This is a genomic window from Kitasatospora sp. NPDC048194 (assembly GCF_043202455.1).
Taxonomy (GTDB): Bacteria; Actinomycetota; Actinomycetes; order Streptomycetales; family Streptomycetaceae; genus Kitasatospora.
On record NZ_JBIDAK010000001.1, the window covers coordinates 389,146 to 412,618 of the forward strand.

At 72.0% G+C, this 23,473-nt stretch carries 25 protein-coding genes; 19 read left to right on the forward strand and 6 right to left on the reverse strand.

Features of this window, described 5'->3' with window-relative positions:
* The first annotated feature begins 110 nt into the window (after positions 1 to 110).
* The 10 genes from atpB to ACGF07_RS01925 all read left to right on the forward strand — a co-directional run bounded on the left by atpB (position 111) and on the right by ACGF07_RS01925 (position 8,878).
* Positions 111 to 926 carry a F0F1 ATP synthase subunit A gene (gene atpB / locus ACGF07_RS01880; RefSeq protein WP_350737781.1) on the forward strand — a complete coding sequence of 272 codons (816 nt, stop codon included), beginning with the start codon at positions 111 to 113 and terminating at the stop codon, positions 924 to 926.
* 86 nt (positions 927 to 1,012) lie between these two features.
* Positions 1,013 to 1,246 (forward strand): ATP synthase F0 subunit C, encoded by a 234-nt coding sequence (gene atpE, locus ACGF07_RS01885; RefSeq protein ID WP_350511999.1) that lies wholly within the window; start codon positions 1,013 to 1,015, stop codon positions 1,244 to 1,246.
* A 38-nt stretch (positions 1,247 to 1,284) separates the two neighbouring features.
* Complete coding sequence (locus tag ACGF07_RS01890) at positions 1,285 to 1,845, forward strand: F0F1 ATP synthase subunit B (RefSeq protein ID WP_350737778.1); 561 nt, start codon at positions 1,285 to 1,287, stop codon at positions 1,843 to 1,845.
* Entirely contained in the window at positions 1,842 to 2,657 is an 816-nt protein-coding gene (locus ACGF07_RS01895; RefSeq protein ID WP_350737775.1) for a F0F1 ATP synthase subunit delta, read from the forward strand. Before ACGF07_RS01890 ends, ACGF07_RS01895 begins: the two co-directional genes overlap by 4 nt.
* A gap of 157 nt (positions 2,658 to 2,814) precedes the next feature.
* A complete protein-coding gene (gene atpA / locus ACGF07_RS01900; RefSeq protein ID WP_350737772.1) occupies positions 2,815 to 4,389 on the forward strand; it encodes a F0F1 ATP synthase subunit alpha in 1,575 nt (524 codons plus the stop codon).
* A 32-nt stretch (positions 4,390 to 4,421) separates the two neighbouring features.
* Complete coding sequence (locus tag ACGF07_RS01905; protein ID WP_350737769.1) at positions 4,422 to 5,336, forward strand: F0F1 ATP synthase subunit gamma; 915 nt, start codon at positions 4,422 to 4,424, stop codon at positions 5,334 to 5,336.
* A gap of 2 nt (positions 5,337 to 5,338) precedes the next feature.
* Positions 5,339 to 6,784: a F0F1 ATP synthase subunit beta gene (gene atpD / locus ACGF07_RS01910; protein WP_350737766.1), complete on the forward strand. Its 1,446-nt coding sequence runs from the start codon at positions 5,339 to 5,341 to the stop codon at positions 6,782 to 6,784.
* 184 nt (positions 6,785 to 6,968) lie between these two features.
* Positions 6,969 to 7,352, forward strand: a complete 384-nt coding sequence (locus tag ACGF07_RS01915; RefSeq protein WP_030282045.1) for a F0F1 ATP synthase subunit epsilon — start codon at positions 6,969 to 6,971, stop codon at positions 7,350 to 7,352.
* 148 nt (positions 7,353 to 7,500) lie between these two features.
* Complete coding sequence (locus ACGF07_RS01920; protein WP_359899950.1) at positions 7,501 to 8,001, forward strand: DUF2550 domain-containing protein; 501 nt, start codon at positions 7,501 to 7,503, stop codon at positions 7,999 to 8,001.
* Positions 8,002 to 8,305: 304 nt separating this feature from the next.
* Positions 8,306 to 8,878, forward strand: coding sequence for a cob(I)yrinic acid a,c-diamide adenosyltransferase (locus ACGF07_RS01925; protein WP_350737760.1), 573 nt, complete (start codon positions 8,306 to 8,308; stop codon positions 8,876 to 8,878).
* Positions 8,879 to 8,943: 65 nt separating this feature from the next.
* On the opposite strand, the gene ACGF07_RS01930 is transcribed toward ACGF07_RS01925, so the two are convergent.
* Complete coding sequence (locus tag ACGF07_RS01930; protein ID WP_350744299.1) at positions 8,944 to 9,546, reverse strand: hypothetical protein; 603 nt, start codon at positions 9,544 to 9,546, stop codon at positions 8,944 to 8,946.
* A 157-nt stretch (positions 9,547 to 9,703) separates the two neighbouring features.
* On the opposite strand from ACGF07_RS01930, the gene ACGF07_RS01935 reads away from it, so the two are divergent.
* The 5 genes from ACGF07_RS01935 (at position 9,704) to ACGF07_RS01955 (ending at position 15,859) form a co-directional block, all read left to right on the forward strand.
* Positions 9,704 to 10,906 carry a sensor histidine kinase gene (locus ACGF07_RS01935; protein WP_392894538.1) on the forward strand — a complete coding sequence of 401 codons (1,203 nt, stop codon included), beginning with the start codon at positions 9,704 to 9,706 and terminating at the stop codon, positions 10,904 to 10,906.
* Positions 10,903 to 11,553 carry a response regulator transcription factor gene (locus tag ACGF07_RS01940; protein ID WP_350744297.1) on the forward strand — a complete coding sequence of 217 codons (651 nt, stop codon included), beginning with the start codon at positions 10,903 to 10,905 and terminating at the stop codon, positions 11,551 to 11,553. Before ACGF07_RS01935 ends, ACGF07_RS01940 begins: the two co-directional genes overlap by 4 nt.
* A 285-nt stretch (positions 11,554 to 11,838) precedes the next feature.
* Positions 11,839 to 12,708 carry a 3-hydroxyacyl-CoA dehydrogenase family protein gene (locus ACGF07_RS01945; protein ID WP_350744296.1) on the forward strand — a complete coding sequence of 290 codons (870 nt, stop codon included), beginning with the start codon at positions 11,839 to 11,841 and terminating at the stop codon, positions 12,706 to 12,708.
* A gap of 377 nt (positions 12,709 to 13,085) precedes the next feature.
* Complete coding sequence (locus ACGF07_RS01950; protein WP_350744295.1) at positions 13,086 to 13,403, forward strand: STAS domain-containing protein; 318 nt, start codon at positions 13,086 to 13,088, stop codon at positions 13,401 to 13,403.
* A 167-nt stretch (positions 13,404 to 13,570) separates the two neighbouring features.
* On the forward strand, positions 13,571 to 15,859 hold the full coding sequence (locus ACGF07_RS01955; protein WP_392894541.1) for an ATP-binding protein: 2,289 nt from the start codon (positions 13,571 to 13,573) through the stop codon (positions 15,857 to 15,859).
* A 3-nt stretch (positions 15,860 to 15,862) separates the two neighbouring features.
* Here the strand turns inward: ACGF07_RS01955 and nucS are convergent, their stop codons facing one another.
* Positions 15,863 to 16,522, reverse strand: coding sequence for an endonuclease NucS (gene nucS / locus ACGF07_RS01960; RefSeq protein ID WP_030235828.1), 660 nt, complete (start codon positions 16,520 to 16,522; stop codon positions 15,863 to 15,865).
* 481 nt (positions 16,523 to 17,003) lie between these two features.
* Here nucS and ACGF07_RS01965 point away from each other — a divergent pair, with 481 nt between their 5' ends.
* Entirely contained in the window at positions 17,004 to 17,396 is a 393-nt protein-coding gene (locus ACGF07_RS01965; RefSeq protein ID WP_045694845.1) for an SCO5389 family protein, read from the forward strand.
* Positions 17,397 to 17,464: 68 nt separating this feature from the next.
* Here the strand turns inward: ACGF07_RS01965 and ACGF07_RS01970 are convergent, their stop codons facing one another.
* Positions 17,465 to 18,613, reverse strand: a complete 1,149-nt coding sequence (locus ACGF07_RS01970) for an LLM class flavin-dependent oxidoreductase (RefSeq protein WP_350744301.1) — start codon at positions 18,611 to 18,613, stop codon at positions 17,465 to 17,467.
* 391 nt (positions 18,614 to 19,004) lie between these two features.
* Between ACGF07_RS01970 and ACGF07_RS01975 the strand changes: the two genes are divergently transcribed.
* The gene (locus tag ACGF07_RS01975) at positions 19,005 to 19,322 is read left to right on the forward strand and encodes an ATP/GTP-binding protein (protein ID WP_392894543.1); all 318 of its coding nucleotides are present in this window, start codon (positions 19,005 to 19,007) and stop codon (positions 19,320 to 19,322) included.
* 15 nt (positions 19,323 to 19,337) lie between these two features.
* Here ACGF07_RS01975 and ACGF07_RS01980 read toward each other — a convergent pair whose 3' ends face one another.
* Positions 19,338 to 20,105, reverse strand: coding sequence for an ABC transporter permease subunit (locus tag ACGF07_RS01980; protein ID WP_350744293.1), 768 nt, complete (start codon positions 20,103 to 20,105; stop codon positions 19,338 to 19,340).
* A 1-nt stretch (position 20,106) separates the two neighbouring features.
* Positions 20,107 to 21,141 (reverse strand): ABC transporter ATP-binding protein, encoded by a 1,035-nt coding sequence (locus ACGF07_RS01985; RefSeq protein ID WP_350744292.1) that lies wholly within the window; start codon positions 21,139 to 21,141, stop codon positions 20,107 to 20,109.
* A 170-nt stretch (positions 21,142 to 21,311) separates the two neighbouring features.
* Between ACGF07_RS01985 and ACGF07_RS01990 the strand changes: the two genes are divergently transcribed.
* Both ACGF07_RS01990 and ACGF07_RS01995 read left to right on the forward strand, forming a co-directional pair.
* A complete protein-coding gene (locus ACGF07_RS01990; protein WP_392894546.1) occupies positions 21,312 to 22,109 on the forward strand; it encodes an alpha/beta fold hydrolase in 798 nt (265 codons plus the stop codon).
* Positions 22,106 to 22,417 carry a hypothetical protein gene (locus ACGF07_RS01995; protein ID WP_350744290.1) on the forward strand — a complete coding sequence of 104 codons (312 nt, stop codon included), beginning with the start codon at positions 22,106 to 22,108 and terminating at the stop codon, positions 22,415 to 22,417. Before ACGF07_RS01990 ends, ACGF07_RS01995 begins: the two co-directional genes overlap by 4 nt.
* 115 nt (positions 22,418 to 22,532) lie before the next feature.
* Here the strand turns inward: ACGF07_RS01995 and ACGF07_RS02000 are convergent, their stop codons facing one another.
* Positions 22,533 to 23,462, reverse strand: coding sequence for a cellulose-binding protein (locus ACGF07_RS02000; RefSeq protein ID WP_313765567.1), 930 nt, complete (start codon positions 23,460 to 23,462; stop codon positions 22,533 to 22,535).
* Positions 23,463 to 23,473 lie beyond the last annotated feature (11 nt).

Here is a 23,473-nt window from a genome sequence, read left to right on the forward strand (position 1 = left end):
CGAGCGGGGTCGGCGAGAAACCCATCAAGTTCCAGTGCCGCTCCGTGGTCGCAGGCCACGCCGACACACCGAGGTTGCCGTAACCATGCGCCACGACGAAGGAGTCCGCGGTGAGTGCTGAACTCACGTCCTCGCTCGCCTCAGGCAGTTGCCACTTCGGGGACGCTGGCTGCGGCTTCCCGGCCCCGGGCCTGAACGAGTTCCAGTTCAAGCCGATCTTCACGATCGGCAGCGTCGAGTTCAACAAGCCGATGCTGCTGTCGATCATCGTCGCGCTGCTCGTCGTGGTGTTCTTCTGGGCCGCCTTCGCCAAGCCGCGCCTGGTGCCGGGCAAGCTGCAGCTGGTCGGCGAGATCGGCTACGACTTCGTGAAGCGCTCCATCGTGATGGAGACGATCGGCAAGAAGGGCGAGAAGTACGTCCCGATGCTGGTCTCGATGTTCTTCTTCGTCTGGTTGATGAACATCATGTCGATCATCCCGTTCGCGCAGTTCCCGGTGACGGCCTCGATCGCGTTCCCGGCCGGCCTCGCGGCCGTCGTGTGGATCACCTACATGACGCTGACCTTCAAGAAGCACGGCTTCGTCGGCGGTCTGAAGAACCTCTGCTGGCCCTCGGGCATCCCCGGCTGGGTCATGTTCATCCTGGTGCCGATCGAGTTCTTCTCGAACATCTTCGTGCGCCCCTTCACGCTCGCGGTCCGAGCCTTCGCGAACATGTTCGCCGGCCACCTGCTGATCGTGATGTTCTCCATCGCCTCCTGGTACCTGCTCAGCCCGACCCTGGGTGCGCTGTACGGCTCGGCCTCGTTCGTGGTCGCCGTCGGCCTGACCGCCTTCGAGCTGCTGGTCCAGTTCCTGCAGGCCTACATCTTCGTGATGCTGGCCAGCAGCTACATCGCCGGTGCCCTGGAAGAGGCGCACTGAGCCCCGCAGCCCCTCGGCTGCCCTCCCCCCAGAACGCCCGGTGGCCAACCACCACCGGTTCACCACCCCGCAAAGGACAAGCTGAAATGCAGCAGCTCGCTGAGGTCTACGGTTCCGTCGCCTCGATCGGTTACGGTCTCGCCGCGATCGGCCCGGGCATCGGTGTTGGTCTCATCTTCGGTAACGGTGTCCAGGCCATGGCCCGTCAGCCCGAGGCTGCCGGTCTGATCCGCTCCAACATGTTCATCGGCTTCGCGCTGACCGAGGCGCTCGCCCTCATCGGCATCGTCATGCCGTTCGTCTTCGGCGCCGGCAAGTAATCACCCCGCCGTTAGACCCTTTCGAGGAAGGTCCAGATATGAGTTTCGCGGCTCAGCTCGCGGAGGAGGGGGAGAAGATGAACCCCCTGCTTCCCGCGTGGCCCGAGGTCATCATCGGCCTGCTCTGCTTCTTCATCGTCTTCGGTCTGCTCGGCAAGAAGCTCCTCCCCAGCATCGAGAAGGTGCTGTCGGAGCGCCGGGACGCGATCGAGGGCGGCATGGAGCGCGCCGAGGCCGCTCAGGCGGAGGCCCAGGCCCTGCTTGAGCAGTACCGCGCCGAGCTCGCCGAGGCGCGCCACGAGGCTGCCCGCATCGTCGAGCAGGCTCGTGAGCAGGGTGCCGCCCAGCTCGCCGAGATGCGCGAGGAGGGCCAGCGCCAGCGCGAGGCCATCGTCGCCGCCGGTCACGCCCAGATCGAGGCCGACAAGAAGCAGGCGACTGCCGCCCTGCGTCAGGACGTGGGTTCGCTGGCCACCCAGCTGGCTTCCCGCATCGTGGGCGAGTCCCTTGAGGACAACGCCCGGCAGAGCGGCGTGATCGACCGCTTCCTGGACGAGCTGGAGGCCAAGGCCGCCGTTGCTCAGGGTGCGGCCAAGTGATCGGCGCCAGCCGCGAGGCTCTTGCCGCCGGTCGGCAGAACCTGGAGAGCCTGACCGACTCCACCTCGGTGGACGCGGTCAAGCTCGCCGAGGAGCTCACCGCCGTCACGGCCGTGCTGGACCGTGAGGTGTCGCTGCGCCGCGTCCTGACCGACCCGTCCCGGTCGGGCCAGGACAAGGCCCAGCTGGTCACCTCGCTGCTGACCGGCCAGGTCTCCGGCGAGACCGTGGACCTGGTCTCCGGCCTGGTCCGCTCCCGCTGGTCGGGTGCGCGCGACCTGGTGGACGCGATCGAGGAGCTCGCCGCGTACGCCGAGGTCATCGCCGCGGACAAGGCCGGCGTCCTGGACGACGTCGAGGACGAGCTCTTCCGCTTCGGCCGGGTGGTGGGCGGCTCGCACGAGCTGCGTGCCGCGCTGACCGAGCCGAAGGCCGGCGCCGTCGCCAAGGCCGAACTGATCAAGAAGCTGCTCGGCGGTCGCGCCAACGCCGGCACCGTCCGGCTGGTCACCGCCCTCGTCAACAAGCCGCGTGGCCGTAGCCTGGAGCAGGGCCTCGAGTCCTACTCGAAGCTCGCCGCGGCGCGCCGCGACCGCGTGGTGGCCCTGGTCACCACCGCGGTGCCGCTGTCCGACGCCCAGAAGGAGCGCCTGTCCGGTGCTCTGGGCCGGATGTACGGCCGCCAGGTCCACCTGAACATCGACATCGACCCCGAGGTCGTCGGCGGTGTCCGGGTGCAGATCGGCGACGAGATCATCGACGGCACCGTGTCGAGCCGCCTCGAAGGCGCTCGCCAGTCGCTCGAGGGCTGAGCACCCGAAGCAGCACATCCGACCCTCGGTCGGGAAACCGGCTCCCCAAGGAGCCGGCAAATCGTACGGCCGGTTCATACGACCCGGCCGAGAGTCGAGTACTTGCGGCCCTCAATGGCGGGCCGAGGATCGCAAACTAGGAGAGCAGGGAAGCCTGATGGCGGAGCTTACGATCCGTCCGGAGGAGATCCGGGACGCGCTGGCCGACTTTGTCCAGTCGTACCAGCCGGACGCCGCCTCTGTTGAAGAGGTCGGTACGGTCACCGAGGCCATGGACGGTATTGCCAAGGTCGAGGGCCTGCCCTCGGTCATGGCCAACGAGCTGCTGAAGTTCGAGGACGGCACGCTCGGCCTCGCGCTGAACCTCGACACCCGCGAGATCGGTGTCGTCATCCTCGGTGAGTTCGGCGGCATCGAAGAGGGCCAGACCGTGCGCCGCACCGGCGAGGTCCTCTCCGTCCCGGTCGGCGACGGCTACCTGGGCCGTGTCGTGGACCCGCTGGGCAACCCGATCGACGGCCTGGGCGAGATCGCCACCGAGGGCCGCCGCGCCCTCGAGCTGCAGGCCCCCGGCGTCATGGCCCGCAAGTCGGTCAAGCAGCCGCTGCAGACCGGCATCAAGGCGATCGACGCGATGACCCCGATCGGCCGCGGCCAGCGCCAGCTGATCATCGGTGACCGCCAGACCGGCAAGACCGCGGTGGCCGTCGACACGATCATCAACCAGCGCGACAACTGGCGCTCGGGCGACCCGGAGAAGCAGGTCCGCTGCATCTACGTCGCCGTCGGCCAGAAGGGCTCCACCATCGCGTCCGTCCGCGGCGCCCTGGAGGAGGCCGGCGCGCTGGAGTACACCACCATCGTGGCGGCTCCGGCTTCCGACCCGGCCGGCTTCAAGTACCTCGCCCCGTACACCGGTTCGGCCATCGGCCAGCACTGGATGTACGCCGGCAAGCACGTCCTGATCATCTTCGACGACCTGTCGAAGCAGGCCGAGGCCTACCGCTCCGTCTCCCTGCTGCTGCGCCGCCCGCCGGGCCGCGAGGCCTACCCGGGTGACGTCTTCTACCTGCACTCCCGCCTGCTGGAGCGCTGCGCCAAGCTGAACGACGAGCTGGGCGGCGGCTCGATGACCGGTCTGCCGATCATCGAGACCAAGGCCAACGACGTCTCGGCGTACATCCCGACCAACGTCATCTCCATCACCGACGGCCAGTGCTTCCTGGAGTCCGACCTGTTCAACGCCGGCATCCGCCCGGCCGTGAACGTCGGCATCTCGGTCTCCCGCGTCGGTGGCTCCGCCCAGATCAAGGCCATGCGCTCGGTCGCCGGCCGTCTGCGCTTGGACCTCGCCCAGTACCGTGAGCTGGAGGCCTTCGCCGGCTTCGGCTCCGACCTGGACGCGGCCTCCAAGGCCCAGCTGGAGCGCGGTGCGCGCATGGTCGAGCTGCTGAAGCAGGGCCAGTACCAGCCGTTCCCGGTCGAGGAGCAGGTCGTCTCCATCTGGGCCGGCACCACCGGCAAGCTGGACGACGTCCCGGTCGCCGAGATCCGCCGCTTCGAGCGCGAGTTCCTCGACTACGTCCGCCTGCAGCACAAGGACCTGCTGGCCGGCATCGTCGAGACCGGTCTGCTGGCCGACGGCACCGTCGACGCGCTGACCAGCGCGATCGAGGCGTTCAAGCAGGGTTACCAGACCGCCGACGGCAAGCTGCTCTCCGAGCAGGCCTGAGTCCGGTAGCGAGGGAAAGGACGTAACGACCCATGGGAGCACAGCTTCGGGTCTACAAGCGCCGGATCCGCTCTGTCACCGCGACGAAGAAGATCACCAAGGCGATGGAGATGATCTCCGCGGCGCGCATCGGCAAGGCGCAGCGCGCGGTGGCGGCCTCCGCTCCGTACGCCGACGAGCTCACCCGGGCGGTGACGGCGGTGGCCACCCGGTCCAACGCCAAGCACCCGCTCACCACCGAGAACCCCGACGCCACGCGTGCGGCCGTCCTGCTGATCACGGCGGACCGCGGCCTGGCCGGCGGCTACTCGTCCAACGCCATCAAGGCCGCGCTGACGCTCATCGAGCGCCTGCGCGGCGAGGGCAAGGACGTGGTGACCTACATCGTCGGTCGGAAGGGTCTGTCGTACTTCACCTTCCGCAACCTGGCGGTCGGCAACTCGTGGACGGGCTTCTCGGACAAGCCGACCTACGGCGACGCCAAGATGGTCGCGGCCGAGCTGATCGAGGCCTTCACGGCCGAGACCGGCGGCGTGGACGAGCTCCACGTGGTCTCGACCGAGTTCGTGTCGATGCTGACGCAGGACGCGGTGGCGGCCCGGCTGCTGCCGCTGAAGCTGGACGAGGTCCAGCTCAGCGACCAGACGTCGGCCAAGTCGGAGATCTTCCCGCTGTACGACTTCGAGCCGTCGGCGGAGGGCGTCCTGGACGCGCTGCTGCCGCGGTACGTCGAGAGCCGGATCTACAACGCGCTGCTGCAGTCGGCTGCCTCCGAGCACGCCGCCCGCCGCCGCGCGATGAAGAGCGCGACGGACAATGCCGGCGAGCTCATCAAGTCGCTCACGCGGCTTGCCAACTCGGCCCGCCAGGCCGAGATCACCCAGGAAATCAGCGAGATCGTCGGTGGCGCCAACGCGCTCGCTGACGCCAGCCGCGGGAGCGAATGACTATGACCACCACTGTTGAGCCGACCACGGCGACGGGCCGCGTCGCGCGGGTCATCGGCCCGGTCGTCGACGTGGAGTTCCCCGTCGACGCCATCCCGGAGATGTTCAACGCCCTGCACGTCGAGGTGGACAACCCCGACGGCACGGGCAAGAAGACCCTGACCCTCGAGGTCGCCCAGCACCTCGGCGACGGCCTGGTCCGCGGCATCTCGATGCAGCCGACCGACGGCCTGGTCCGCGGTTCGCAGGTCGTCGACACCGGTGCCGCCATCTCGGTGCCGGTCGGCGACATCACCAAGGGCAAGGTGTTCAACGCCCTCGGTGAGGTGCTGAACGTCGACAAGTCCGAGTTCGAGTCCCAGGTGTCGGTCCGCTGGCCGATCCACCGCAAGGCCCCGAACTTCTCGGAGCTCGAGTCGAAGACCGAGATGTTCGAGACCGGCATCAAGGTCATCGACCTCCTCACCCCGTACGTGCAGGGTGGCAAGATCGGTCTGTTCGGTGGCGCCGGTGTCGGCAAGACCGTTCTGATCCAGGAGATGATCTACCGCGTCGCCGAGAACTTCGGTGGTGTGTCGGTGTTCGCCGGCGTCGGCGAGCGCACCCGTGAGGGCAACGACCTGATCGACGAGATGGTCGACTCGGGCGTTCTGGACAAGACCGCGCTGGTCTTCGGCCAGATGGACGAGCCGCCGGGCACCCGTCTGCGCGTCGCCCTGTCCGCCCTGACCATGGCGGAGTACTTCCGCGATGTGCAGAAGCAGGACGTGCTGCTCTTCATCGACAACATCTTCCGGTTCACCCAGGCCGGTTCCGAGGTGTCGACCCTGCTCGGCCGCATGCCCTCCGCGGTGGGTTACCAGCCGAACCTGGCCGACGAGATGGGCCTCCTCCAGGAGCGCATCACCTCGACCCGCGGTCACTCGATCACCTCGATGCAGGCGATCTACGTCCCCGCGGACGACCTGACCGACCCGGCCCCGGCCACCACCTTCGCCCACCTGGACGCGACCACCGTTCTGTCGCGCCCGATCTCGGAGAAGGGCATCTACCCGGCCGTCGACCCGCTGGACTCCACGTCCCGCATCCTCGACCCGCGGTACATCGCGCAGAACCACTACGACACGGCCGTCCGCGTCAAGGGGATCCTGCAGAAGTACAAGGACCTCCAGGACATCATCGCCATCCTCGGTATGGACGAGCTGTCCGAAGAGGACAAGATCACGGTCCACCGTGCCCGTCGCATCGAGCGCTTCCTCTCGCAGAACACCTACGTGGCGAAGCAGTTCACCGGTGTCGAGGGTTCGACCGTGCCGCTGTCGGAGACCATCGAGGCCTTCAACGCGATCGCGGACGGCAAGTACGACTCCGTCCCGGAGCAGGCCTTCTTCATGTGCGGTGGCATCGAGGACCTCGAGAAGAACGCCGCCGAGCTGGCCAAGAAGTAAGCGCGGCCGGTAGCAGCTGAGTGACCGTGAGGGGTGGCCCCCGAGCCTGGGGACCACCCCTCACGTCGCATCGGCTGTGATTCCGGTCAAATCCGTGCCGCCGGTTTCATGCCGGGGGCGCGGGGCCGTTATTCTTACCGAAACTCCCGAGTAATCGGGGGTTGCATGAGCCTAGGAGCCCACGTTGGCTGAGCTGCACGTCGAGCTGGTCGCAGCCGACCGCAAGGTGTGGTCCGGTGCGGCCACCATCGTCGTCGCCCGTACGGCCTCCGGTGACACCGGCATCATGCCGGGCCACACCCCGGTGCTGAGCGTGCTGGAGACCGGTCCGGTCACCATCCGCACGGTGGACGGCGGGACCGTCATCGCCGCGGTGCACGGCGGCTTCATCTCCTTCGCCGACAACAAGCTGTCTCTGCTCGCGGAGATCGCCGAGCTGGCGGACGAGATCGACGTCGCGCGTGCCGAGCGCGCACTGGAGCAGGCCAAGTCGGACCTGGACGCGCACGCCGAGCGTCGCGCCGAGGTCCGTCTGTTCGCGGCGCGCGGCCTCAAGGCCCACGCCTGAGTGCGCCGGACCCCGGCTTAGCGGGGTCGACCGACGGTCCCGGGGACGCGCGAGCGTGACCCCGGGACTGTCGTCGTAGTTGGTAGGTCAGCGCGGTCGCTTCATACGACCGCAACGGGGAACGCGGGTAGCGAGGAGGTAGGTGAGCATGGTCCTCGCGCTTGTGGTGTGTGCGGCGGTCGTGGCGCTGGGAGTGATCGGCCTGATGGCCTTCGCCGTCCGCCGCCGCCTGATCCAGCGGGTCGGCGGCACGTTCGACTGCAGTTACCGGCTCAAAATGCCCGCCGACGCCTCCACGCAGCCCGACCTCGACGAGAACGGCAAACCCACCTCCGCCCCGGTCCCCCCGACCGACGGCAAGGGGTGGGTTTTTGGTATCGGCCGGTACAGCGGCGACTCGATCGAGTGGTTCCGGGTGTTCTCCTACGCCCCGCGCCCGCGCAAGGTGCTGCCCCGCCGGGAGATCGAGGTGCTGGGCCGGCGCTACCCGGAGGGCCAGGAGGAGCTGGCGCTGCTCTCCGGCTCGGTGGTGCTGCGCTGCCTGCACAACGGGTCCCCGCTGGAGCTGGCGATGAGCGAGGACGCCCTCACCGGCTTCCTGGCCTGGCTGGAGGCGGCCCCGCCCGGGCAGAGGGTCAACGTCGCGTAGCGACGAGACCCTCGGGGTGGGGGTCCCCCCGGCCGGAGGCTGGGGGAGGTCAACGTCGCGTAGCGACGAGACCCTCGGGGTGGGGGTCCCCCCGGCCGGAGGCTGGGGTGGGGGTCCCCCCGGCCGGAGGCTGGGGTGGGGGTCCCCCCGGCCGGAGGCTGGGGGAGGTCAACGTCGCGTAGCGGCGGGACTCCGGGGCGGGAGGCCCGCCGGGAGCCGGGCGACGAGGGGCCGGGCCGCCCCGGGGACGGCGGGGCCGTCGGCGGGGTTAACGGCGCCTAACACCGGCGGCTAGGCTGGCCGCATGGTCAATCTGACGCGCATCTACACCCGCACCGGGGACGACGGCACGACCGCGCTCGGCGACATGAGCCGGACCACCAAGACCGACCCGCGGCTGATGGCGTACGCCGACGCCAACGAGGCGAACGCGGCGATCGGGGTGGCGGTGGCCGCCGGCTCGCTGGCCGAGGACGTGGTGGCCGTGCTCACCCGGGTCCAGAACGACCTGTTCGACGTCGGCGCGGACCTGTCCACCCCGGTGGTCGAGGACCCGCAGTACCCGCCGCTGCGGGTGCTGCAGTCCTACATCGACCGCCTGGAGGCGGACTGCGACCACTACCTGGCGCAGGTCGAGAAGCTGCGCAGCTTCATCCTGCCCGGCGGCACGCCCGGAGCGGCCCACCTGCACCTGGCGTGCACGGTGGTGCGGCGCGCCGAGCGCTCCACCTGGGCGGCGATCGCGGAGTACGGGGACACCGTCAACCCGCTGACCGCGAAGTACCTCAACCGGCTGTCCGACCTGCTGTTCATCCTGGCCCGGGTGGCCAACAAGGAGCGCGGCGACGTGCTGTGGGTGCCGGGGGAGAACCGCTAGGGCCCGTCCGGCCGGTCCGGTCCGGTCCAGCCCGGCACGGCACGAGCGGCCGGACCGGGGCGCGGCTACGACCGCGGGCCGGCGTGCTCGGCCGGGGCCGGCTCCACCACCCGGCCGTTCTCGACCCGTACGCCGGCCGGCGGCTCCTTGGGCCAGATCGAGAAGCAGCCGGCCACGATCACGTTGACGACGGCCGCGATGCCCAGCCGCCAGTACCACTGGGCGAAGGTGCCGAAGTGGGCCGAGCCGGCCGAGAGCGGGACGAGCAGGGTGATCAGGGCCAGGGTGATCGCGGACGAGACGACGGTGCGGCCCGCGATCCGCCACTCGTACGCCGTGCGTTCCGGGCCGTACTTGGGCGAGGGCAGCGGCTTCGGGCCGCCGGCGAAGCGGTGCAGGAAGTGCCGGTCGGCCCAGGCGACCAGCGAGGGGCCGTAGCCGACCGAGAAGCCGGCGTAGCTCGCGGCGAGGGCGTGCATCCAGCCGGCCTCGGCGCCGCCGCGCAGGTTCAGCACGGTGAGGACGTACAGGGCGAGGTCGACCAGCGGCAGGCCGATCAGCAGCGCGGTGCTGGTGCGGCGCCAGCGCAGCAGGTAGCGGGCGGAGAGCGCGAGGCCGAGCACGATCCACCAGGAGATCTCGGCCGCGGCGATGAGGGTGACGATCACGTTCTGCTCCCGGACGTCTCGGCGGTGCGACCAGCCTCCCGCGCGGGTGCGGCGGTGTCGTCGTCGCCCGGTGCCGGAGGGGCCTGCACCTTTCGATGTAGCCGCCTCCTCCGTGGACGGGAGCGGAGGAGGGGCCCGGGGATGGTGAGATGGGGGCGTGCTCGTACCGCCCATCCCCCCGCGCCGCGTGGACCGGCTGATCGCCCTGGCCGGGCTGCTCGGCGGCGCGGTCCTGATCGTCTTCAAGGTGTACGAAGGCGCCGACCGGCTGCCGCTGTGGGCCGTGGTGCTGCCGCTGGTGGTGATGGCCGGGCTGGAGCTGGTGCGGCGCACCCGGCCGGTGCTCACGGTGGCGCTCGGCGGGCTGACGTTCGCCGGGAGCCTGTGCGCCGGCAGTCTGCTGGCGACGATGATCATGTACACCGATCTGCTGTACGCGGCGGTGGTCTACGGCACTGCCCGGATGTCGCGGGTGCTGCACCTGACCGGCGGCTCGACGGTGCTGGTGCTCTCCAGCCTGATCTGGTGGAAATCCGGCACCGGGGCCGGGCTGCTGATCGTGGTGGTCAGCTCGCTGGTGTTCCTGGCGCCGGTGTGGACCGGGGACGTGGTGCGCAAGCACCGGCAGGAGGCGGAGACCGAGCGGCTGCGGGCCGAACAGACCGCGTTGCTCTCGGAGATGGACCGGCGTGAGGCGGTGGGCGCCGAACGGGCCAGGATGGCAAGGGAGTTGCACGACGTGGTGGCCAACCACCTGTCGGCGATCGCGATCCACGCCACCGGCGCCCAGTCGGTCGCCCGGCGACGGCGGTTGGCCGAGGACGATCCGCTGGTCGAGGTGCTGGCGGTGATCCGGGAGAACAGCGTCCAGGGATTGGCCGAAATGCGTCGCATGATCGGACTGCTCCGCGACAGCGGCGGCGGGGAGGCGGACGAGTCCTACGCGGCGCCCGACCTCGCGGCGGTGGACGCCCTGCTGGTGAAGGCCCGGGCGGCGGGGCAGGGAGTCGGGCTGGACTTCGAGCTGACCGAGGACGGCGAGCGCGGCGAGGTGCCGGTGCCGGTCGGCCTGGCCGCGTACCGGATCGTGCAGGAGTCGCTGACCAACGCGCTCAAGCACGCCGGGCCCGGACTGGTCACCCTGCGGCTGGAGTTCGGGCCGGAGCAGCTGCGGATCGCGGTCGACAGCCCGTACCGGGACGAACCGGGGCGCGAACTGCCCGGTGCCCGGGCCGGACTGGTGGGCATGGGGGAGCGGGCCGGGCTGCTCGGCGGCAGCTTCGAGGCCGGGCCGAAGGACGGCAGGTGGAGCGTGCGCGCGGTGCTTCCGCACGACCGGGAGAGCGGGGGACGGGCATGACGATCCGGGTGCTGGTGGCCGAGGACCAGGCGGCGGTGCGGACCGCGCTGGTGATGATCCTGCGGGCCGAGCCCGGCCTGGAGGTGGTCGGACAGGCCGCCGACGGGGAGGAGGCCGTCCGGCTGGCGCTGGAGCTGCGGCCGGACGTGGTCCTGATGGACGTGCAGATGCCCCGGCTGGACGGCGTCTCGGCGACCCGCCAGGTGGTCGCCGCCGGGGCCGCCCAGGTGCTCGTGCTCACCACCTTCGACCTGGACGAGTACGTCTACGGCGCGCTGCGGGCCGGTGCGGCCGGGTTCCTGCTGAAGGACCTGGAGGCGGACACCCTGGTCGAGGGCATCCGCACGGTGGCGCGCGGGGACGGCATGCTGGCGCCCTCGGTGACCAGGCGGCTGATCGGCGCCTTCGCCCGCCCGGAGCGGCAGGTCGGGCCGGAGGCGAAGGCGGCGGTGGCCGGTCTGACCGCCCGTGAGCGGGAGGTGCTGGCCTGCATCGGGGCGGGGCTGTCCAACGGGGAGATCGCGCGCCGGCTGGAGATGGCGGAGGCGACCACCAAGACCCATGTGAGCCGGATCCTGGCGAAGCTGCGGCTGCGCAGCCGGGTGCAGGCGGCGATCCTGGCCCAGGACCTCGGGCTGAGCATCTGACCGCGGGACCGCAGGGCCCGCCAGGCCGGGGGACCGTAGAACGGCAGAACCGTAGGACCCGTAGGACCTTAGGACCATAGGACCGTCAGGCCGTGGGACCGTCTGACCAGCGACGTGGGCGACTGACCAGGTCGGTTGCAGATCACACTCCCGATTGCTACTGCCCGGCGGATCCTGGCACTAGAGTCCCGGAATTGAGCGATGCGGCTCTCCGGCGGCAACCCCTGCCCTGAGCCGCCTTCAGGGCCCGCCCTCGGGGCGGCGACGGCATCGGGAGACCAAGCCATGAGCAATGCGTCCAGCAAGCAGATCGCCGTGATCGGTGCCGGCCTGATGGGCGCCGGCATCGCCCAGGTGTCCGCGCAGGCCGGTCACCCGGTGGTGCTGCGGGACGTCACCGAGGAGGCGCTGCAGCGCGGCCTCGCGGGCATCCGCGCCTCGTACGAGAAGTTCGTCGCCAAGGGCAGGATGAGCGCCGAGGACGCCGAGGCCGCGCTGGGCCGGATCACCACCACCACGGACCTGGGCGCCGTCGCCGAGGCCGACATCGTGGTCGAGGCCGTGTTCGAGCAGCTGGACGTCAAGGAGGGCGTCTTCCGCGAGCTGGACAAGCTCGCCAAGGACGGCGCCGTGCTGGCCTCCAACACCTCCGCCATCCCGATCACCCGGATCGCCGCCGCCACCCAGCGCCCGGAGTCCGTCGTGGGCGTGCACTTCTTCTCGCCCGTCCCGATGATGAAGCTGGTCGAGCTGGTCCGCGGCTACAAGACCAGCGACGAGACCCTGGCCGCCGCCCGCGCCTACGCCGAGGGCGTCGGCAAGGAGGTCGTGGTGGTCAACCGCGACGTGGCCGGCTTCGTCACCACCCGCCTGATCACCGCGCTGGTCGTGGAGGCCGCCAAGCTGTACGAGTCGGGCGTGGCCACCGCCGAGGACATCGACACCGCCTGCCGCCTGGGCTTCGGCCACGCGATGGGCCCGCTGCAGACCGCCGACCTGACCGGGGTGGACATCCTGCTGCACGCCGCCCGCAACATCTACACCGAGACCCAGGACGAGAAGTTCGCCGCCCCGGAGATCATGGCCCGGATGGTCACCGCCGGCGACCTCGGCCGCAAGAGCGGCCGCGGCTTCTACCCGTACGAGGGCAAGTGAGCCGACGGCGCTGAACGCCCTGGTGGGCCGTGCGATCGGAGCATCGTGCGGCCCACCGCGCCGGGACGGGTGAGTTTCCTCACGCCGGGTGCCGCAGACGGGTGATTTGGGCGGTAATCGAGCGTAGGTGTGGAGAGTTCCTGCGTATATTCCCTCGGACGAGTGAAGTTGCTTCAGACCGGGGCGGGAACCAGCAACCTGCGGCGCTGCTCCACCGTCAGATGAGGGAACCCGGCATTCCGACCGGGGCCGGGTGCGGGCCGAGCCGCCACAGGCGTCCCGCCCGGCGGTCCCAGCCCGATCCGGACCCCCGCTCCCGAGTCCGCGCGGCCGGGGCGGACCACCCCGACCAGGCCACCCAGGCGAAGGAGGAGAGCATGCGCATCACCGGCGACCACACGGCGCTGGCCATCGAAGGCCGCCTCGACGTGCGCACCGCCGCCGACGCGCGGGCCCTGCTGCACCAGGCCGTGGACGGGGGACTCGGCGACCTCGTGCTGGACCTCGCCCGACTGGAGTTCTGGGACGCCACCGGCCTCGGCGTGATCATGGGCACCCACCGGCGGGCCGGCCGGATCGGCCGCCGGCTCGTCCTGCGCTCCGTCCCCGCGCAGCTCCAGCGGCTGCTGGTGGCCACCAAACTGCACCGCATCCTGGCCGTCGACGGCGGCATCGCCGAGGCCCACGTGCTCTGAGCGCACGGTCTCCGGCCTCCTCCGACCGGACCGCGCTACACGCGCGGGCCCGGATGTGCGAGAGTCTGCCCGTCAGAAGACGGCCGCCCAGGGCCCGCCCGCGGCCGCGACCGAGACGTGTGCCGCCCGGCGCGGGGCCGGCGGCCGAGCACGATGCGGAGCAGAACGTGGCACAGCCAACCGGGGAGTTCCGGCAGGAGGCCGTCCGCACCCGCGGTGGGGAACTGGTCTCCGGCGGCCTGCTGGTCGGTGTCGGAGCCCCGGACGGCTCCGAGGCCCGACCCTGCCCGGAGGAGTGGCGCCCCCGCCCGCGCCGGCTCGAACGCAGCGAACCCGCCCGCGGCCCGGTCGGCGGCGTCGGCCGCGCCGTCGGCCCGCTCGCCCTCGGCGCCGGGCCCACCGACCTGCCGCTGCTCGACCGCGAGGCCGACATCGCCGAACTGCTCGGCCTGCTCGCGGAGGGCCGGTCGATACGCCTGGTCGGCCAGGCCGGTTCGGGCCGCAGCACCCTGCTGTCGGCCGTCGCCGAGGCCGCGGCCGACCTCGCCCCCGGCGGCGTCGTCCAGCTCTGCGGCCACCGCCGCACCGCCGCCGACCTGCTCCAGGACCTCTTCGCGGCCACCCACCACGCCCCCGGCTACCGCCCCGACCCCGGTCAGCTGGCCGCCCACCTCGCCGGGATCAGCGCCGTCGTCGTGATCGACGAGGCCGAGCCGACCGGCGCCGAGCTGGAGGAACTGCTCGCCGCCGCCCCCCGCTGCGCCTTCCTGATCTCGGTCGCCCCCGGCGGCCCGGCGCTGCCCGCCGGCTCCCGGCTGCAGGACCACCCCGTCGCCGGGCTCTCCCGCTCCGCCTGCCTCACCCTCACCGCCCGCCTGGCCGGACGGCCCCTGGACGTCGCCGAGAAGGCGTGGGCGGTCGACCTCTGGTTCGAGTCCGAGGGACTGCCGCTGCGCTTCGTCCAGGCCGCCGCGCTGCTGCGCCAGCGCGACGTCGCGGTGGACGCGCTGGTCGCCGCCGAGGAGGACCGGCTGGACGTCTTCGGCGCGCTCGACGAGCCCGCCCGCGACCCCGATCCGGCGGTGCGCGAGGACGCGCTGCGCCGCACCGTCCCGCTGCCCTCGGTCGCCGAGACCGCCTCGCCCGCCGTCCGGCTCGCCGAGGGGCTGAGCGAGCCCGCGCAGGCCGTGCTGCGGCTCGCCGTCGCGCTCGGCGGCGAGTGCCCGACCGCACCGCACCTGCCCGCGCTGATCGACGTCGGCCAGGGCGAGAGCGCGCTGGCCGAACTCGCCGACGCCGGGCTGGCGGTGTCCATCGGCGGGCACCACCGGCTGACGGCCGGGGCGCTGGAACTGCTCCTGCCGCACTGGCCGGCCCGCGGCTGCGTGGACGGCGCCGCCCAGCACTTCGCCTGGTGGGTCGGGCACAGTTCGGTGACGCTGGAGCAGATCGCCGCCGAGGCCGAGGTCATCGTCGGGGTCCTGCTGGCCGACCGGGCCGCCGGGCGGCACGAGGCGGTGGTCCGACTGGCCCGGGCGGCGGCGCCCGCACTGGCGCTGTCGCTGCGCTGGGGCGCCTGGGAGCGGGTGCTCCAGCTCGGTCTGGAGGCCGCCCGGCGCACCGGCGCGACGGTCGACCAGGCGTGGTTCCACCACGAGGCGGGCGTCCACGCGCTCTGCGTCCAGCAGCCGTCCCGGGCGATCGCCGAGCTGGAGACCGCGCTCACCCTGCGGGTCACCGCCGGGGAGCAGCGCGGGGTCGCCGCCGCGCGCCGGATGCTCGACCTGCTGCGCGCCGAGGGCCGGCAGCTGCCCGCCGCCGCGGCCGCGGCGGCGCCGGGCCGCGGCCCGGTGATCCGCAAGATCGCCGCCCGGGTGCCGGCCGGGCTGAAGGCCCGGGCCCGCAAGCGGCGCCGGGTGGTGGTGGCCTCCGCCGCCGTGCTCACCTTCGGCATGCTCGGCACGGCGGTGGCGATGAGCATCACCGGGCCCGAGGAGCACCGGGGGAACGATCCGCACGGCCGGCTGGACGACGCGGGCGACACCGGGAACGCGCCGATGCCGGTGCCGTCCGCCGACAGCGGCCCGGCGGCGCCCGGGACGGGCGGGGGCGATCCGAGCGGCCCGGCGGGGACGGGCACCGGTGCGGAGCCCACGGTCAGCGGCAGCGCCTCGCACCCGGCGAGCGCCTCGCCGACCAGGAGGGCCAGCGCCTCGCCCGGAGCCACCACCTCGGACGCCCCGCAGCAGCCGCAGCCGCCCGCACCGGGACAGCCGCAGCCCTCCCAGCCGCCGGGGCAGTCGCAGCCCACCCAGCCGGGCCCGAAGCCCTCCCAGCCGACGCCGAGCCACACGGTGACGCCGTCGACCACCCCGAGCCCGACACCGACGACGGCGCCGCCGGCCACGCCGACGACGCCGACCGGGACGGGATCCGCGACCTCGTCCCCGAGTTGAGGATCAGAACAGCTTGAGCTTGTCGTCGTCGATGCCGCGCAGCTCGTCGTAGTCGAGGACCACGCAGCCGATGCCCCGGTCGGTGGCCAGGACGCGTGCCTGGGGCTTGATCTCCTGTGCGGCGAAGACGCCCTTGACCGGGGCCAACAGCGGGTCCCGGTTGAGGAGTTCGAGGTAGCGGGTGAGCTGCTCGACGCCGTCGATCTCGCCGCGGCGCTTGATCTCGACGGCCACCGTGGCGCCGTCGGCGTCACGGCAGAGGATGTCGACCGGGCCGATCGCGGTCGGGTACTCGCGGCGGATCAGCGACCAGCCGGTGCCGAGCACCTCCATCCGGTCCGCGAGCAGCTCCTGGAGGTGCGCCTCCACGCCGTCCTTGATCAGGCCCGGGTCCACCCCGAGCTCGTGGGACGAGTCGTGCAGCACCTCCTCCAGGGTGATGATGAGCTTCTCGCCGGCCTTGTTCTCCACCGTCCAGACCCCGTCGGCCTCCTTGAGGGCGCACGGCGGGGACATCCAGTTGAGCGGCTTGTAGGCGCGGTCGTCGGCGTGGATGCTGACGCTGCCGTCGGCCTTGACCAGGATGAGCCTGGTGGCGGAGGGCAGATGGGCGGAGAGCCGACCGGCATAGTCGACTGAGCAGCGGGCAATTACGAGACGCACGGTCGACCACGCTAGCCCACCGGGGCCAGTTGATGCGATTCCGCGACGACCGGGTGAAGAAAGCGCGAACCCCGCGAACATGGAGGTTCGGCGATCCCACCGCCGCCTCGTCGCGCTCTGGCGCCCGCGCCATCCGGCCGCTACGGTGTGTGACGGCACGACTGCGGGTTCGCTGTCAACGGGGATGGAGAGTTCAGATGAACGATCCGACGGGATCTGGCCAATCTGGTGCACCAAGGCGTGTTTCCGGAGTAATCCCCAGGAATGACCAGCCCGCCCCGCCGTTGACTGCCACGCTGTTCTGACGCGGTCGGTGTCCGGGACGTCACGTCCCGTGTGCCCCCGCCTTTCGCAAAGGTGCCGGAAACCCCCGTACCACCGTGTTCCGGACATCCCTGCGATTTCGCCCACCCTCACTTGTGAGCTTGGACTACGCACGACCACCCGGGCGCCGCGCGGGTGGACCGCGAGAGGAGAATCCATGTCGCTCGACGTCTCACCGGCCCTGCTGGAGAAGGCTGAGCGGGGCGAGGTCGACGAGCGGGAATTCGTCGACTGCGTCCGCGTCTCGCTGCCGTACGCCTGGGACCTGATCAGCTCGTTGGTCGCCCAGGCGAAGGTCGACGGCACCGACTTCGCCGACAACCAGGTGCCGCCGCCCAGTGAGCAGGCCCGCGGCCAGCTGCTGCGCGCCCTGGCCAGCGATGCCATCCGGGGCGCCCTGCAGCGCCACTTCGGGGTGCGGCTGGCGTTCCAGAACTGTCACCGGGTGGCGGTGTTCCTGCCGTCCGAGGCCAACGAGGCGCGCTACGACCGCTTCACGTCCGTCCGGGAGCAGTTGCTCAACCAGTCCGAGGAACTGCGGGACTGCTGATCCCGGCGGTGTCGGCCGTTGCCGTCCCCCCGGTGCGGGGGGACGGGCGGCGGTCACGCCCGGCGCTCTCAACTCAGCTGCGGCAGCACCTCGGAGCCGAGCCGGGCGATGTTGTGCACGGTCGCCTCGCGGTCCCCGCTGCCCTCCGCGAGCAGGGCGAACCGGCGGATGCCGGTGCGCTCGGCGGTGGCCAGCAGCCGGTCGGCGCACTGCCTCGGCGTGCCCACCGCGTGCAGGTCGCAGAGGAGTTCGGTGTACTGGTGCGGGTCGCGCATCTTCCGCTCGCGGCCGTCCACGGTGCGGTGCGCGCCCAGCCCGTACTCGAACCAGCCGGGCATCGAGTTCAGCAGGACGGCCCGGGCCTGCGAGGTGCGGTCGTCCACCTGCGCCACCCCGGCGGCAACGTGCTGGCGGTTGATCCGGCGCAGCTGCTCCTCGCCGCGTCCGGCGGCCAGCCAGGCGGCGCGGTAGAGCTCCAGCATGCGCAGCTTGTCGTCGTCGCCCGAGTGCATGCCGAGGAGCATCGGCAGGCCGCGTTCGGCGGCCAGCTTCACGCCGTTCGGCGAGGTGCAGGCGACGACCACCGGCGGGCCGGCCACCGGCCGTCCGGCGCTGGTGAGTTCCTCCGCGAGACCGTCGGGGTCCTGGCGCTGGCGCGGGAAGCGCACCGGGCCGGAGGGCTCGTCCAGGCCGAGCCAGCTGCCCAGGCCGGGGCGGCGCAGCGACTCGGTGGCCTGCGGCACCACCGGCACCTCCGGGAAGGAGAACTGCGGGCCGTCGGCGCCCACCCGGGAGCCGCGCAGCCAGCGCATCAGCAGGTCGAGGCGCTCCGGGAAGCCGGTCTCGTAGGCGTCCACGCCGCTGCCGAAGACGTCCAGGTCGATCCACGGCCCGCCGCGGCCGACCCCCAGGGTGAAGCGTCCGCCGGAGGTCAGGTGCAGCAGCGCGGCCTGCTCGCCGAGCACCACCGGGTGGCGGGTGGAGAGCACGCTGACGGCGGTGCCGACGCCGATGCGGCGGGTGCGGCCGAGCAGCAGCCCGGCCAGCGTCGCCGCGTCGGGGCAGACCCCGTACGGGACGAAGTGGTGCTCGGCCAGCCAGACGCTGTCCAGGCCCGCGCGTTCGGCCTCGACGGTGGCCCGGACGGTCCGCTCCAGCGCCTCGCCGTGGGTCTGGCCGGGGAACTGCGCGGACAGCAGGAACGCGCCGACCCGCACCGGTGCGGTGTCCGGCGGCAGCGCGCCGGTGCGCTGTCCGGCGGTGAGCGGTTCGCCCGGGACGGCGGTCAGCGGCGGCGCGGAGGCCAGCGCCGGACCGGGGGCGGGCGGCCGGACGCCGACGGGCCGACGGGTCTCGGCGCGGGGGGTGGTCTTGGTCATCCTTGGGCCTCCTCGGGTGCACGCAGGGTCTGCGAGCCCCGCCTGTTCCCTTCGTGGGTATCCGATGTCATGTGCCAATGGCACGCTGAACCCCGAATCTGCTCGATGATCGGGTGGATCTCGGCAAAAACACCGGACCACCGGCCCGACCCGTGATAGAGGCCGTTCCAGGGGCCGGGCGGCCGTAGGCTGGAACGACTCCGAGCCCCCGGAAGAGAGGCAGTCCGCCGTGCCCCGCCGCAACCGGATCAAGAGCGCCCAGCGCGAGAGCGCCGAGCCGGCCGAACCGCTCGGCGGATCGCTGCGCCGAACCGAGAACTACCGGGGCGACGACTGGGTGGTCCAGACCGTCGCGGGCACCTCGGGGCGGTCCTACCGCTGCCCGGGCTGCGACCAGGAGATCCCGCCCGGGGTGGGCCACGTGGTGGCCTGGCCGATGCACGGCGCCGGGGTGGACGACCGGCGGCACTGGCACCGCGCGTGCTGGGGAGCGCGGGAGCGCCGGGCCTCCAACATCCTGCGGGGCCGCGGCGCTCCGCGGTACTGACCGCCCTCCCGGGCCCTAGGCGTCGCGGTTCTTGAGCACCAGCGCGCCGCCGACCAGGGCGGCCGCGGTCCAGGCCAGGCAGATCGCGAAGCCCGCCCACGGCCCGTACGGCTGGCCGTTCTGCTCGTACACCAGCAGCATCCGCGAGCCCGCGTAGTCGGGGAAGTAGTGCGCCAGGGTCTTGACCTTCGGCACCGCCGAGAGGATCGGCGAGAGCAGGAAGAAGAACGGCACCAGCACGCCGAGGGCGAGCGTCTGGTTGTGCAGCATGGCCGTGACCCCGGCCGAGAACAGGCAGAGCATCGTCAGGTACAGCGCCGCGCCGAACACCGCGCGCAGCACGTTCGGCTCGCCCAGCGTGGTCGAGTGGCTGCCGAGCAGCGACTGGCCGACGAAGAAGGTCACGAAGGCCGTCACCAGCGAGACCACCAGGGCCAGCGCGCCCAGCACCAGCGCCTTGCCGGTGAGCAGGGTGCCGCGCTGGGGGACGGCGGCCAGGGTGACCCGGACCATCCCGGTGCTGTACTCGTTGCCGATCGCCAGCACGCCGAAGACGATGATGGCCAGCTCGCCGAGCATGATGCCGGAGAAGGCCGTGCCGGTGGCGTCGAACGGGGCCTGGTCGTGACGCCGGAACTCGGTGAAGTTGTTGTTGGTGAGCAGGGACAGCAGTGCGCCGATACCCACGGTGACGACGAAGGTCAGCGCGAGCGTCCAGACGGTGGAGCGGACGCTGCGGATCTTCGTCCACTCGGAGCGCACGATCGCCGGGAAGTACGCCATCTCAGTTCTCCTCCTGCCGTGCCGAGGCGGCCGCCCGGGCGTCGGTGGACCGGGCGTCGGCCGACCGGGCGCCGGCCGCCTTCCACCCGGCACCCCACGTGCCGGGCGCGCCGGCCGCGTCCCGGCCCGGCCCCTCGCCCGCGTGGTACTCCACCGAGTCCGCCGTCATCTGCATGAACGCCTCCTCCAACGAGGCCTGCTGCGGGCTGAGTTCGTGCAGCACCACGCCGTGCGCCGCGGCCAGCTCGCCGAGCGCGGCGAGGTCGCCGTCGACCACCTCGTAGGAGCCCTCCGGGCCCGGCTCGTGCCGCAGGCCGGCCGCGGCCAGCACGTCGAGCAGGCGCTCGGGCTGCGGGCTGCGCAGCCGGACGGCGGAGCGGGAGTTGCGCCGGATGAACTCCGGCATCGGGAGGTCGGCGAGCAGCCGGCCCCGGCCGATCACCACCAGGTGGTCGGCGGTGACGGCCATCTCGCTCATCAGGTGGGAGGAGACGAAGACGGTGCGGCCCTCGGCGGCCAGGCGCTTCATGAGGTTGCGGATCCAGAGGATGCCCTCCGGGTCCAGACCGTTGACCGGCTCGTCGAACATGACGATCTCCGGGTCGCCGAGCAGGGCGGAGGCGATGCCCAGGCGCTGGCCCATGCCGAGCGAGAAGCCGCGGGCCCGCTTGCGGGCGACGGGGGTGAGGCCGACCAGGGCCAGCACCTCGTCCACCCGGCGCTCCGGGATCCGGTTGCTCTGGGCGAGCCAGAGCAGGTGGTCGCGGGCGGTGCGGCCGGGGTGCACGGCCTTGGCCTCCAGCAGCGCCCCGATGTACTTGAGCGGCTCGCTGAGCTGTCCGTAGCGCTTGCCGTCGATGGTGACCCGGCCCGAGGTCGGACGGTCGAGGTCGAGGATCATGCGCATGGTGGTGGACTTGCCGGCGCCGTTGGGGCCGAGGAACCCGGTGACCACCCCCCGGGGGACCTGGAAGCTGAGCCGGTCCACCGCGAGCGTCTTGCCGTAACGCTTTGTCAGGTCGTGCAACTCGATCATTCGCGCTCCCTTACTCCTTGTCAGGCTAGGACAAAGCGGATAACGCGGCCCGCTGAGTGGGCCCGCCGGGCGCACCGGAATACGGTGGGGCCCATGAGCGAGCGAAGCGGGCCAGTCATCGAGGGGTACGCGTGGGCCGGCGCCCACGCCGGGCGTAGTGAGGTGGGCGCGTGAGTGGTCTCCCCTCCGTAGTGTCGGTCCGTGAGAGCGGAACCGGAACACCCCTGGTGCTGTTGCACGCCTTTCCGTTGAACGCCTCGATGTGGTCCACCCAACTGGACGCGCTGCCCGGCCTGAGCGGCGACGAGGTCCGGGTGCTCGCCCCCGACCAGCGGGGCTTCGGCGGCACCGAACTCGGGCCCGACGAACCCTCGCTGGACCTGGTCGCCGACGACCTCGCCCTGCTGCTGGACGCGGCCGGGATCGAGCGCGCGGTGGTCGGCGGACTCTCCATGGGCGGCTACGTGGCGCTGGCCTTCGCCCGCCGCCACCCGCACCGGCTGGCCGGACTGCTGCTCGCCAACACCCGCGCCACCGCCGACACCGATGCGGCCCGGGCGAACCGCGAGCGGATCGCCGCCGCCGTCACCGCCCGGAACAGCGTCCGACTGCTGCTGGACGAGGACGTCGCGGCCGGGCAGCTCGGGCCGGACTCCGGGCACCTGCTCGAGCGGGTGCGGGAGATGGTCGCCGCCGCGCCGCCCGCCTCCGTCGCCTGGGCCCAGCGGGCCATGGCGGCCCGCCCCGACTCGCTGGACGTCCTGGCGGGGCTGCGGGTGCCGGTCTCGGTCGTCACGGGCGCCCAGGACGCCCTGGTGCCCGCGGAGGAAGCCGACGTGATGCTCCGGGCCCGCCCGGACGCCGAGCTGACCGTCGTCCCCGGGGTGGGCCACCTGACGGCCCTGGAGGCACCCGGGGCGTTCGACGCGGCCGTCCGCCGGCTGCTCGCCCGGGTGGCCGCCGGATGAGTCGGGACGCGGCGGGCTGGGACTTCTCCGCCCTGGAGGTGACCGGCCGGATGCCGGTGACCAACCGCGGCGAGGGACTGGTCGAACTGACCCTGGAACCGCTCGGGGAGGACTACTGGCTCCGCCCGGGGGAGACCTTCATCGTCACCTCGTACGGCGACTACGGGCCCGGGCACCCGTTCGAGGTCCAGTACTGGCCCGACTCGGTGTCGGTCTGGTGCACCTCCTGGTTCGGCACCGTCTCGGACGACGAGGGCAACCAGCTCAGCAGCGGGCACCAGCGGCCCGACGGGGCCTACCCGAGGTAGTGACGCGCGGAAAGCCGACAGGCCCTCACCCGGGAGGGTGAGGGCCTGTCACAAGGGCCGCGCCGGACCGTGCCGGCCCGGCCTCGCCGCCGGGCGGCAGCGCGACTGCCGGGCGTCAGCGCGACTGCTGGGCGGGCACGCCCATGGTGTCGTCGTTCGGCAGCGAGGCGGCGGCCACGGCCGCGCCGGTCAGCGTCGCCAGCATCTCGCGGACGTTGGTCAGCTGGGCGTTGATGCTGTCGCGGCGGTTGGTCAGCGCCGCGAGCTCGCGCTCGGATTCGCTGCGGATGCGGTCGGCCTTGGCGTTGGCGTCCGCCACGATGTCCTCGGACTGGCGCTGGGCCGTCTCGACGGTCTGGCGGGCACGGCGCTCGGCGTCGGTGCGCAGCTTCTCCGCCTCCAGGCGCAGCTGCTCGGCCCGGTGCTCGATCTCGGCGAGGCGCTTCTCGGCCTTGGCCTGACGGGCGGCCAGGTCGCGCTCCGACTGCTCGCGGCGCTTGGCCAGGTTGGTCTCGAACTCCAGCGCGGCCTGGGCGGCCTTGGTGCGGGTCTCCTCGAAGAGGGCGTCCGCCTCCTCGCGCTTGTTCTGGGCGTCCTTGTTGGCCTCGGCGCGCAGCTGGGCGGCGTCGCTCTTCGCCTTGTCGACGATCCGCAGGCCCTCGTCCTCCGCCTTGGCCTTGCGGTCCTTGGCGTAGTTCTCGGCCTCGGTGCGGACCTGCTGGGCGGCGGCCTCGGCGAGCTCGCGGTGCTGCTCGGAGGCGCGGTGCGCCTCGTCGCGCAGATCCTTGGCCTCCTCCTCGGCGAGCCGCAGGATCTTCTCGACCCGGGCTCCGAGACCGGCGTAGGAGGGCTCCTGCTCGGCGACCGCGGCCTGGGCGGTCTGGGTCTCCAGGTGGAGCTCCTCGATGCGCTTCTCCAGCGCGCTGATCCGGGTCAGTGCGCTGTCACGATCGGCCACCAGCTTGGTGATCCGCTCGTCGACCTGGGCGCGCTCGTACCCACGGCGCACCAGGTCGAAGCCGTGAGGGGAGTGACTGTCGCTCATGGGACTCTGGG